Annotated in this window: 12 protein-coding genes; 5 read left to right on the forward strand and 7 right to left on the reverse strand. The window is 38.2% G+C overall.

The window, feature by feature from the left end; translation table 11 throughout:
- Together AAHB12_RS30240 and AAHB12_RS30245 are read right to left on the reverse strand one after the other, a co-directional pair.
- Positions 1-387: glyceraldehyde 3-phosphate dehydrogenase NAD-binding domain-containing protein (locus AAHB12_RS30240; RefSeq protein ID WP_342048788.1), on the reverse strand; the 387-nt coding region annotated here is incomplete at its 3' end.
- Positions 388-1250: 863 nt separating this feature from the next.
- Entirely contained in the window at positions 1251-2966 is a 1716-nt protein-coding gene (locus tag AAHB12_RS30245; protein WP_342048789.1) for an IS200/IS605 family accessory protein TnpB-related protein, read from the reverse strand.
- A gap of 261 nt (positions 2967-3227) precedes the next feature.
- Here AAHB12_RS30245 and AAHB12_RS30250 point away from each other — a divergent pair, with 261 nt between their 5' ends.
- Entirely contained in the window at positions 3228-3716 is a 489-nt protein-coding gene (locus AAHB12_RS30250; protein WP_342048790.1) for a GerAB/ArcD/ProY family transporter, read from the forward strand.
- Between the two features lie 26 nt (positions 3717-3742).
- On the opposite strand, the gene AAHB12_RS30255 is transcribed toward AAHB12_RS30250, so the two are convergent.
- From AAHB12_RS30255 to AAHB12_RS30270, 4 genes are all read right to left on the reverse strand, one after another.
- Positions 3743-4660, reverse strand: coding sequence for an IS3 family transposase (locus tag AAHB12_RS30255; RefSeq protein ID WP_342048798.1), 918 nt, complete (start codon positions 4658-4660; stop codon positions 3743-3745).
- Entirely contained in the window at positions 4600-4929 is a 330-nt protein-coding gene (locus AAHB12_RS30260) for a transposase (RefSeq protein WP_342048791.1), read from the reverse strand. The genes AAHB12_RS30255 and AAHB12_RS30260 overlap by 61 nt, the downstream gene beginning before the upstream one ends.
- A gap of 190 nt (positions 4930-5119) precedes the next feature.
- Complete coding sequence (locus AAHB12_RS30265) at positions 5120-5728, reverse strand: uridine kinase family protein (RefSeq protein ID WP_446715640.1); 609 nt, start codon at positions 5726-5728, stop codon at positions 5120-5122.
- Between the two features lie 427 nt (positions 5729-6155).
- Positions 6156-6518, reverse strand: coding sequence for a hypothetical protein (locus AAHB12_RS30270; RefSeq protein ID WP_342048792.1), 363 nt, complete (start codon positions 6516-6518; stop codon positions 6156-6158).
- 531 nt (positions 6519-7049) lie between these two features.
- Here AAHB12_RS30270 and AAHB12_RS30275 point away from each other — a divergent pair.
- The 4 genes from AAHB12_RS30275 (at position 7050) to AAHB12_RS30290 (ending at position 9697) form a co-directional block, all read left to right on the forward strand.
- Entirely contained in the window at positions 7050-7904 is an 855-nt protein-coding gene (locus AAHB12_RS30275) for a GRP family sugar transporter (protein WP_342048793.1), read from the forward strand.
- Between the two features lie 11 nt (positions 7905-7915).
- Positions 7916-8701, forward strand: a complete 786-nt coding sequence (locus AAHB12_RS30280) for a glucose-1-dehydrogenase (RefSeq protein ID WP_342048794.1) — start codon at positions 7916-7918, stop codon at positions 8699-8701.
- 266 nt (positions 8702-8967) lie between these two features.
- Positions 8968-9456 carry a hypothetical protein gene (locus tag AAHB12_RS30285; protein ID WP_342048795.1) on the forward strand — a complete coding sequence of 163 codons (489 nt, stop codon included), beginning with the start codon at positions 8968-8970 and terminating at the stop codon, positions 9454-9456.
- A 25-nt stretch (positions 9457-9481) separates the two neighbouring features.
- The gene (locus tag AAHB12_RS30290) at positions 9482-9697 is read left to right on the forward strand and encodes a hypothetical protein (protein WP_342048796.1); all 216 of its coding nucleotides are present in this window, start codon (positions 9482-9484) and stop codon (positions 9695-9697) included.
- A gap of 801 nt (positions 9698-10498) precedes the next feature.
- On the opposite strand, the gene AAHB12_RS30295 is transcribed toward AAHB12_RS30290, so the two are convergent.
- The gene (locus AAHB12_RS30295) at positions 10499-10897 is read right to left on the reverse strand and encodes a hypothetical protein (RefSeq protein ID WP_342048797.1); all 399 of its coding nucleotides are present in this window, start codon (positions 10895-10897) and stop codon (positions 10499-10501) included.
- Between the last annotated feature and the right edge of the window lie 385 nt (positions 10898-11282).

An 11282-nucleotide genomic window follows, 5' to 3' on the forward strand; every position in this document is an offset into this window, starting at 1 on the left:
GATCGTAACATCTTCATTTTTACCAGGAGCCGTTAAAATGACCTTCTTTGCCCCTGCTTCTAGGTGGAGACTTGCTTGTTCTTTCGAATTAAATTTTCCTGTTGCTTCAATCACAACATCTACGCCAAGTTCCTTCCAAGGAAGCTCCTGCGGATTACGTTGATTCAGAAGCTGAACCAGCTTACCATCTACCAATAAGTGATTTTGCAATACCTCTATCGTACCGTCAAACTTCCCGTGTACGGTGTCATACTGAATCAGGTGTGCTAACGTCTCTGCCGGATAGCTCGCATTAATGGCTACAACCTGGAATGCGCTTTCTTTGATCGCTTGACGAAATACCATTCTTCCAATACGACCAAACCCGTTAATAGCAACATTTATCATATTAATAAATCCTCCTCAATTGAGTTATACTATTTATCTGATAATCCGTAATTAGTATATCATAATTAAAAATAAATTCATCAAATATTTCATTTTTTTATATCTCACTCAAAATGATCATTTTCATTTAAAAATATCACTAATCAGACAGGAACCCTCTGCCGCTTATAGCTCTTTTTTGACAAGGTTAAGCGTTTTTCTCTTCTATATAAGGAAGCGTTTGCATTTGTTTTGTTGGTTCAATATTATACCCTCCTGTTCTTTTGTAGCCTTATCTTAATAATTTTCGAAGGAGATTCATAGATTACGTAACTTTTGCAAGCATTTTTGTGATTAAAAAAATAAGCAGCCAACTAGCTGCTTACCAATAGTTTTTTTATGATATTGCTTTTAGGATGATTATATTCATGTAGATATACGGCATTGACCCTGAAAAGGTATATATCATGAAAATTAAGATTGAATTTGGAATAGAGAGCGGCGCTCGAAAGTAAAAGTTTTGTTTTGGAAACATCCCTTATGTCAAATCACCTGTCTTCAAGTTCTATTGAACTACCCCCACCTACTCGCTAATGCTCCTTGAGGTGGGAGATTCTGTATCCTCTTCCTAGGAAGCGAAATACAGAGCCGTTCAACAGGCTTCTCATAGGGCAAATAGGGAGAGCTCACACTTCCTTGTACGTGACAAAGTCACCGAGGTGACCTTGTCACGTACAAGTAGTGATAGTTGCTTCTCTTTTTTCACCCTATACGTGTTGCGATGTTCTTGCACCAATGCGCCCACCATTCTGGAGCTCAATCCTTCTGGCTTTTGCGGCAAAATGATGGTGATGCAAGAACAGATAATGCCATTCCAAACGAAGTCAGGCTTCCCTTTCTTCTAACCAAACTTTTGGTACATACTTCTGCAAAGTATCACGTTCTGCTTGTGTCAGCCCATAGTTACAAATCTCTTTGTTGAATAATGGATAAGATTGGCCCGATACATGATAGAATACGTGCGGGCGAAGCGCTTTGAAGGCTTTTGTCAACACACTCCATTGTTTCCAGTGGTGCTCCCCATCCTTACGTTCTGTATAGGTTTGCAACACCTTTGGCACCTGTTCCTTCAAGTTCATGCCGCGCCTGCCAATGACGTAGGACGCCGCTTGATGGATGGAAATATGCATCTGTTTCATATACTTCATCTTCCCAATCTGGCTTGTGAAGGCAGGATTCACCTCAAACACAGCGACTCCCATTTTAGCAGCTCGGCTGTGAATGCCATCCTGCATCTTTTTATAGGCAAACATGCTCATTCTTCGATTTTGCTTCCGCTTGCGGTAACGGCTGGCAGACTTTGATAGAGTTGTATCTAATACTTCTAAAACAATCGGTTTATTTCTTTGAATCGCGATATCCACCAAACGAATCGCTTCTGCTTCTAGAATTTTTGTGATTTGTCCGCTTCGTTTTCCTTCTAAAGAGAAATAGAGACAGGAGGAGGAAAGTAATTGTCCTTGTCCATTCACATGGGAGAAAGCAATATGATTGTAGTTGAGATCTACACCAATGACACCGTCTGCTTTTGAATAATTGATATGAGGATGTTCTGGTTCTTCTATCATGCATTTGATGATGTAGTACGTACCATGGTCTTCGATGGACCAACCGATTGGCTTGCCATACTTCTTTTTGTTCTGACAGGAAAGCTGCGTGGCGATAGATTCTTGCACCTGATCTTGTCCATAAGGAAAATACACATAGGGAAGTATAAGCGCTTGTCCCGTAATACTTCTGACGTGTAAGGTTTGGCTTTGTGCATCATATTGGAACACAAAGTTCCCATACTTCGCATCCTTCCGTCCAGAGATTGTCATCCTGGCGTTTCGTTTGTGACGGAATGCTTGTCTCCATGCTACATGGCTCTTTTGATCCTGCTCCATTGTATACTGCTTACGAAAGAAGGAACGAGAGCCAAACAAAGCAGAAGAAATCGTCTGTTTCAATTTCTCCTTTTTCTGCTCCTGCCGAAGGAGACGATGCTGGAGTTGTCCGATTCTTGCCTTGAGGCGTTTGATTTCTTTATCTAGATGCCGGTGTTCAAACAGATAGAGGGAAAACCAAATATGCGTCTCATTCTTATGATGAAGCGCATATACCGCACCGGAAGCCGCTTGATGCATCTGATATCCCATTCGTTTGTACAGCTTCGGTTTTCCAGTCGCAATTGATTGCTTCATGTTTCGCAATGCTGTAAGCTTGCGGCGTTCGTTTTTTAACTTCTTTTGAATCGACTGAACAGTAACATCTGCCTGTTTCAGATACAACACCTGTAATTCCTTTTGCGATGTACGAAGCGCATTTGCTTGTTGGACTGCGCTATTCGTATAGTAGTCATCCAGTTGAAATCGTTTCTTAATCGCAAGGTGAAGAGTGCCTTCATACGGCTTGTTCCCCGTGCGTAGATGTTTTGTTTGCCAAGCATAAGCCGTGCGCATGGCTCTATTATAGAGACGGAGAGAATGAGAGAGTTCCTGATTCAAATCGTGGGGGACCTTGTGTTTATAGATTCGATTGGAAAAATAGCACTTCTTCATTCCTTCCTTCTCCCTTCTGGTTCATTTTGGTAATTACATATTATCAAAAGAACATACGTTTGTCTAGTTGCATTTCCTATTCACCAAACAGGCTAGGCGATTGCCTAGTCGACATTCATCCCCCACTTACCACTGGGCTACGCCCATCACGTGCTTGAAGTGGAGGTCTTCTGTCGGAAAATGATAAAAACCATCGTTTTTAATTAACGTGAATTGGAAAGAATAAAATGAAAATTGATATGTGTCAATAAGGTGGAAAAAATGTTGGATAATCAAAAATTAAGTAGACTTCAATTTTGTATTCTGGTTCTTTTATACACGGTTGGAACTTCCATTTTAGTCATACCACCAAGTCTTGTATCGATCGCCAAGCAAGATGTATGGATTTCTCTTATTTTTGGATTGGTAATTGGGCTATTATTAGTTTCTCTCTATAATGTTATCTCAAATGCATTTCCGAACTATACACTATTTGAAATAAATGAAAAAGTTATGGGGAAATGGGTGGGTAAAGCAGTTTCCTGCTTGTTTTTTTGTTTTACTCTCCTTCTGTCTTCGCTAGTTCTTAGGAATATAGGAGACTTTATGGTGACACAAGTGATGCCGGAAACTCCTATTGCATTTATTCATGCTCTTGTATTAATTGCAGTTATCTTTGGATCCCGTCTAGGCCTGGAGGTAATCGGACGAACTTCGGAAGTGTTCCTTCCTTGGATGTTCTTGTTTTTTGAACTTACCCCCGTCAAGTAGACAGTATGTAGACAGCAATAGAATACCTATGCAACCTTAGCCATATATGCAAGGGGGCTAAGGTTGTTTAATCTTTTTTGAAATCTGTCTGTGTTATAAAACTTAATATACTTTCGTACAGCGTGTTTAACTTCAGATTCATAGTAGAACTGGTGAAAATGAAAACATTCAGTCTTAAAATGGCTAAAAAAACTTTCAGCACAAGCATTGTCTAAACAGTTTCCCTTTCGGGACATACTAGCCTTTATGTTAAATCTCTGGAGGAGCTGGTTATATTGCCGAGATGTATACTGGTATCCCTGATCACTATGAAGTAAGGTTCCATTTCCTCCTCGTTTTTTAACAGCCATTTTCACGGTATCCGTAACGAGTTTCAGGTCATTTCGTTTACTAATTTGATAGGCAATTACTTCGTTGTTAAAAAGGTCAAGAATAACAGATAAATAATGCTTCTTTTGATCGAACACTAAATAAGTAACATCCGTTACCCATTTTTCGTTTGGTTTTGTGGCTTGGAACTCTCTGTTGAGATGATTTTTTGAAATCACCCAAGCCTCCTTATGACCAAAGTATTTTTGTTTCTTACGACGAATTCTAGCCTGAATACCCATTCTTTTCATGAGGCGATACACTCGTTTATGGTTTACAATTAACTGGTGATACTGAAATAACCAAGTTTTTACACGCAAGTAGCCATATATGTCATTATGGATTTCATGACATTGCAGAATCTTTTCCATAAGAGCCTGATCGTCTATTTGCTTCTTCGATGGTGATGTTTGGCGCATAAGCCACTTATAATAGCCACTTCTCGATACCCCTGCAATCTGACATAGGAGCTGAACAGGGTAAATCTGACTTAGTTCCTGAATCACCCTATACGCTACTGTTCTTTCTCTTGACTTATCCCTTCTTTTCGAACTTCTAAGAGCTTTTTTAAGTATGCATTCTCTGCTTCTAGACGTCGGATTTTCTCTTCTTGATTCCTAGGCTCATTCTGAATAAGACTCGCTTTAGACCGAAAGTTCTTTCCCCTTTTTTCTTCTAACCTTTGCATACCTTCAAGTTGATAAGCCTTTGCCCACCTTGAAACCAGGATTCCATGAATACCCATTTTAGAGCCTACTGTTTTATATCCGTCAGTTCCTTCCAGATACATTCGAACGACTTTATATTTAAACTCTGCCGTATATGTTTTAATTTTTCTCTCCATAAAAAATCCCCCTTAAGTAAACAGTATATTGCAGTCTTCAGTGTGTCTACTTAAAGGGGATAATATCATTACCAGGTACGCAGTTTCGGACAGGGATAGTCTTTGCGTCTAAACTAGTAGCGTAAGCTACACTATATGAAAGCGACATCTTGTCGCACCATAACCTTCGTTCTCGGAAGTTACATAGGATTCATTTTGTCCCATTTATGACAAGGTTTGCTTTTGCATGGGGTTTATGTTGCCTTACATAAATATCCTCTAAAATCATCCAATTGTTTTCCCACATATCACGAGCTTCTTCTCCATCTCTTTCAAGACCTCTTGTAAGTCGAATTTCGCGAGGACAATCCACCCAAATCTTAAAATCATATGTATGTTCAAGTTCTTTACGAAGAGCGTAGACACCCTCAATTATAACAATTCCACCAATAGGAACTAGATGCCATTCTGTCAATTCATCAACGTTCCAATCGTAACGTTGATAGTAACCATCTTGATTTTGACTAAGAGGATGAATTACTTGTCTTAATAGGCGGTTCCAATCAAAATCAGCACCAACTGGTTTAGAATTGGGACTTCCTTTTATGATCTGGGAAGAAGGAAAATAAAAATCATCCTTATGAACAATTGTTATGGCAGGTTTTATTGTCTGCAACGTATTAGCAAATGTACTCTTTCCTGAACCCCCACATCCATCAATTCCAACAAGAATTGTTTCTTGCTTTTTAGGCAATTTTTCAATTGTATCCAATAACTCGCTAAAAGAGCACATCTGATTATTATTTGAAACAAAATCCATATGAAATTACCTCCTTTAATCGAATCCCTCTTTATGTTGATTATACTTGTCTTAAATACAAGGCTCTGTTTAAAGTAGATTGTTGATATTTGAAACTTTCCCAAAGGCTTTTTCGTAAAAATTCAATGTGTAGTTCTTATTCTTCACATTAGTTACACTAGTAAGTTTCATATATATTAAAATTTCGTAAGGATAGAAAGTGGAATTTATGACTGATTTAGAAAAAATGGAGAAAATAAGAGGGAAAATTATTGCACTTAACGAGTCGGATGCAAAAAGCCTATTAATGCTCACATGTACAAATATTTATAGAGTAAATAGAGCCTTTACAAAAAGAAAAACCGCCAGCACTAGGCGATTCAGTCTGAACTATCGTTTCCCATTAATGCAATCTTAAAAGAACTCCAATAATTTCTTCCTAGCCATTTTATTCAACGAATAGTTTATCTTCTTGTTCGTCCCACATCGCAAGTAATGATTGCAGCTCAGCCCCTGTGTAGGCACCGACAACCCTCACATACCGATGTACCAGTTGCACTCCAACCATAACCGAGACAAACTCATCTTCTGCTCGTAGTTGAGCCACGGTCTCCCTGTCCCCTGTGATAAGGACGAAGCCATTAAGATTGCTGCCGTGCGGCTCAAGAGCTACTACCTCAAAGCTGTCAACCTTTCCTTCCTGTTGCAATCGTATAATGTATTGCATTGCATTGTTGAGTGAAGCCTGTGCCGCCTTCTCACGCCCTGGTATAATTTCACCCCAACCAACGAACAGCGAACCTTTTGCCATATTAAACCTCCTCTTTTATTCCTTTTTTTACCAAATTCAACATTACTATCATAATTTAGAATCTCTAAAGTGTCAATATTTAGAATTTTATAACAAAAACCTACCATTACTTCAATAATAATTAACAACACAGTTTAACAGAGCCAAATACCAAAATATAAAATTTAAAGATGTATATCGAAGTTGTTTTTCAACAGTCTGAAGCAGCCTTTTTTAGGCTGCTTGTTTACATAACATTCGAAGGCGGAAGTATAAGTGGAAAAAGGGAAAAGAGATTATCTCTATATCCCTTCCTCCCCCTATTAACTTCATTAGAAAACTTGACTAATCTTCAATTTCAGCTTCAACGTTTATGCGTACATTGACAGTGGAAGTCTAGGCGGCTGGTCAATCATTTACGCTTTTTTGTCCGTACGGAAAATGCAAGAAAAATAAGCGCTCGTCCCTCGATGCTTTACAATCGCAATATTTGAGTATTTTTTCGGCGATTGGTAATTATATCTTTATAAATAATGAAAAGAGGGTTTGAACTTGGCTGGTATTTTATTAGCTCTTATTCCAGCCCTATGTTGGGGCAGCATAGTTCTGGTTAGTGTAAAGCTTGGCGGAGATGCTTTCAGCCAAACGTTAGGAATAACTGTCGGTGCATTACTTTTTTCAATTGTTTTATATTTTACCGTCCACCCGCCGCTTGACACTCTTACTTTTATCATCGGAATTCTCTCAGGTATGTTTTGGGCGGTCGGCCAACGGAACCAGCTTTGGACTGTTAAATACCTAGGGGTTTCAAAAACAGTTCCTCTTTCTACCGGCATGCAATTGGTGGCGGCATCCCTCGTCGGGGTTATTGTTTTTAAAGAATGGACAACCCGTAACGTAATCATAATTGGCACTATCGCAATAATTCTTATAATCGTCGGGGTAATCTTTACTACCGTAAGAGATAAGGACGATAAGGATAATAATAAAGCCGTGAAAAAAGGTTATGTCCTATTATTGATTTCTACAGCAGGGTATTTAGCCTATGTCGTGATTGTGCGATGGTTCAACTTAAATGGCTGGTCCGTCATTCTTCCTCAAGCAGTAGGGATGCTGATTGGGGCGTTTCTTCTAACCTTCCGCCACAAACCATTTAATAAGTATACGATTCGAAATATTGTTACCGGAATACTGTGGGGAATAGGAAACCTCGGCCTTTTGTTATCCATTCCTAAAATAGGCGTGGCCACCAGCTTCTCACTCTCCCAAACCGGTATTATTATTTCAACTCTTGGGGGGGTTTTTCTTCTTCATGAGAAAAAATCTAAACGACAAATGGTTTTTGTCATCGTCGGCTGTATTCTCGTGATTGCAGGGGGCATTTTGTTAGGGTTCACTAAAAAATAGGAGGTCTTTTCATGTATCCAGATTTAAAAGGAAAAGTGGTTGTTATTACGGGTGCCTCAACAGGGCTTGGTAAAGCGATGGCTTATCGTTTTGGGCAAGAAGAGGCTAAAGTTGTCATTAATTATTTTAAGGATGATCCTGCTATTCAAGATATGATTACCCAAGTAAAAGGTTTTGGCGGGGATGCAATTGCAGTTCAAGGAGACGTGACAAAAGAGGAGGATGTAAAACGTCTCGTTCAAGAGGCGATTTCACATTTTGGAAGCCTTGATATCATGATTAATAATGCCGGAGTTGAAAATGAGGTCCCATCGGAAGAGCTATCTCTTAAAGATTGGAACCGGGTTATCGCCACAAATCTTACAGGTGCCTTTCTCGGTTGCCGGGAAGCTATTGATTATATGCTTGAGAAAAATATAAAAGGCTCGATTATCAATATGTCGAGCGTTCATGAGGTAATTCCCTGGCCACACTTCGTTCATTATGCAGCCAGTAAAGGCGGGATGAAATTGATGTCTGAAACGCTCGCACTGGAGTTTGCTCCGAAAGGAATCCGTGTGAACTGCATTGGGCCAGGTGCAATTGATACCCCAATTAATGCGGAAAAATTTTCAGATCCAAAATTAAAAGCCGGGGTCGAAAGTCTCATTCCAATGGGCTATATCGGAAAACCTGAACAAATTGCATCTGTTGCCGCATGGCTTTCCTCTAATGAAGCTAGTTACGTTACTGGAATTACTATATACGCTGATGGAGGCATGACAAAATTTCCGGGCTTCCAAGCAGGAAAGGGTTAAGACCCCATTTACAGGAAAAAAATATTTAAAAATTAAGAAGTAAACAACACGAAGACTTGACTTTATTGTCTACGGTCTGAAGGATCTCATAAATGAGATCCTTTTTTGTTTACATAATCCTCGAAAGCGGAAGTAAAGTCTTTAATCAATACTATTCAATCCCATTGATGCATTTTTTAGGGATGTTTACAAATAATAGTAATTACGTTTAGAGATATGTAGATGCCAATAAACGGTTTTTTATTAGAGAACAAAGGAGACACATTATGGAAAAGTTTATCCAAAACTTAGATTTATCAGCTAAAGGTATATGGTTTCCTATTGTTTTGGGAGCTATTTCTTTGCTTTATATGCTTTTTATGCCAAAACGATTAAGTTGGGGAGAAATTTACCTTACTTTTGGTGTGGGTGGTTTCTTGTCGGTTACGTTTGATGTGATTATAATGGCCAACCAATTAGATGTATTTGATATAGGAGATCCTACAAGAGAGGGACTTGGTGATTTCATGAGTTATGTTGTTATCCCTCCTTGTTATGCCGTAATATTCCTTAATTACCTAAGGAAGGAAAATAAATGGATGCTCGTTGCCCTTTTTACACTTTTATCCTTCTTGTCTGAATGGATACTTGTTCACGTAGGATATATGAAATTAAAGGGATGGCATACTTGGTGGTCTATTCCTGTATACATTATTATTTTTGGATTTTGGCTACCTTGGCATTTAAGGTTAATACGAAGAACATTAGAAGTATAAAGTATTGAGGGAGACTGTGTTGAATATGAAGTTAGTACGAATAGCATTATGGATTGTCTGTATATTATCTACTCTTCTTGTGGTATTATTTGTACCTTTACGTAACTACTTTAATATCGACTTGGGGCTTGGGATGGTGGTGTCTATGTTCTCCTGTGATATATTTGTGCTTTTACTAACTCTTGCTTGGAAACCCCAAAAAACAGGAGGTTCTCCATCTAACAGTCAAAAAACGACATAATGGGAGGACGTATCAACGTGATTACGTCCTTTTTGTATATCCTATACAGGTCAAGTTGACATAATCCCTAATTATCGGAAGTAGCCATGCCCAGGGCATCCGCGCCAACACTGGGTTTCTCACAATCTCCGAATTTATTACATATGCAGGATTTTATGCAATGCCCAAGTGACGCGGCTTTTGGCCTCCCCATCCTTTGACAAATCTCCTTACTTTTTGCATAAAATCCTGCATATTTTAGTTATTTCAAAGATATACTAACAAGGAAATGGACAAGGACTCCTCTACTTGCAAGTTTGTCCATTTGCCCTTCCTGTTTTGCAAAACACCCCTCATTTTCAACGGCCTAGAGGGGTGTTTTTGTGTTTTTATTTGTCTAGTTACAGGAATGCTGGAACTAAGCACATAAATTAGCCATTTTCCCATACTTTTGCTATCTTAAAAGTGAGGTGTATCTTTAAAATAAAGTTTAATCAAAAACGTTCAGCAAACCCATATTCTACGGCACAAAAAAAGAATCCATTTTGAAAAAAGATGATCAAAATAGAGTCTTTTCTTTTTGAATGAACATTCCGTTTTATAAAAAGGTTTGATTAAAACTCACTTAGAATTCTTTAAAAGCATCAAAACGTCGCAACTTTTTTGTACACATTGCGACTTTATTCAAAACATCGTAACCCTATTCATTCAACTCAACTAAAGGATTTATCATCATAAAACAAAAAAATACTTTTAAAACGATGCTTTACCCTGCAGCCTATCGGTTCGATCTTTACCATCCTTCATTTTAGCCTTTACGAATCAATCCCAAAAGCTTAAATGTATCGTACTGCTAGTCCTTGATTTCGCAAAAAATTCCGCTTGACTTCCATCAACAAAGCCACCAATATTATAGAAATATCCACATTCGCCTCGTGCTAAATATCTTGCTCCTACATAATCATTATAACTATCAGGATCGTACTCCCATAATTCAACTTTTACATCACCAGTTGGACCCACGTAAGAATCCCTACAAATCTTATAATCTCCACCACCAGAGGCATACACATGACTTTCAGCACCATAAGAATAAAGAGTTTCTTCTCCTAAGTAATCCCATTCCCCAGCCCCTAAAGGGGATATGGTGTTTGCAAATGCAGAAGAAGGGACCAACAACGCAGCTACCAATGCCACAACACTCATTTTAAACTTTTTCATACTCATTCCTCCTCTCCCGTTTTGAGTTGAAAAATATTATTCGTCAATTAATACCAAAATCCTCCTATTTTATCGAAAATTGTAAATTTATAAAAAAGTCTAATTAAAAATACTCTTCAATCGTTGATTTATCGTTACGGTAATAATACGCTTTTTGAAAAAAGATTGATAAAAACAAGCTTTTTTTCCCCATACAAATACATGATTTTATAAAAAAGTTTAATCAAAATAAGTTGCTAAACCCTTATAAGGGTTTAGCCTAAAAAAGACATACTTTTTTATCAAACCTTGTTTCAAATTATCAATCTTTTTTATAAATTATCAAACTTTATTTTTAATCAACAAAAGGCAGGATAAACTTCATTTCAAATACAAAATATAGGCT

Source organism: Bacillus sp. OTU530 (assembly GCF_038440375.1).

Coding starts and splice junctions, on each gene's coding strand:
- AAHB12_RS30260 (WP_342048791.1), bottom strand. CDS start 4,929: ATGGAGAGAAAAATTAAAACATATACGGCAGAGTTTAAATATAAAGTC.
- AAHB12_RS30265 (WP_446715640.1), bottom strand. CDS start 5,728: ATGGATTTTGTTTCAAATAATAATCAGATGTGCTCTTTTAGCGAGTTA.
- AAHB12_RS30285 (WP_342048795.1), top strand. CDS start 8,968: ATGGAAAAGTTTATCCAAAACTTAGATTTATCAGCTAAAGGTATATGG.
- AAHB12_RS30295 (WP_342048797.1), bottom strand. CDS start 10,897: ATGAAAAAGTTTAAAATGAGTGTTGTGGCATTGGTAGCTGCGTTGTTG.
- AAHB12_RS30290 (WP_342048796.1), top strand. CDS start 9,482: ATGAAGTTAGTACGAATAGCATTATGGATTGTCTGTATATTATCTACT.
- AAHB12_RS30245 (WP_342048789.1), bottom strand. CDS start 2,966: ATGAAGAAGTGCTATTTTTCCAATCGAATCTATAAACACAAGGTCCCC.
- AAHB12_RS30250 (WP_342048790.1), top strand. CDS start 3,228: ATGTTGGATAATCAAAAATTAAGTAGACTTCAATTTTGTATTCTGGTT.
- AAHB12_RS30280 (WP_342048794.1), top strand. CDS start 7,916: ATGTATCCAGATTTAAAAGGAAAAGTGGTTGTTATTACGGGTGCCTCA.
- AAHB12_RS30270 (WP_342048792.1), bottom strand. CDS start 6,518: ATGGCAAAAGGTTCGCTGTTCGTTGGTTGGGGTGAAATTATACCAGGG.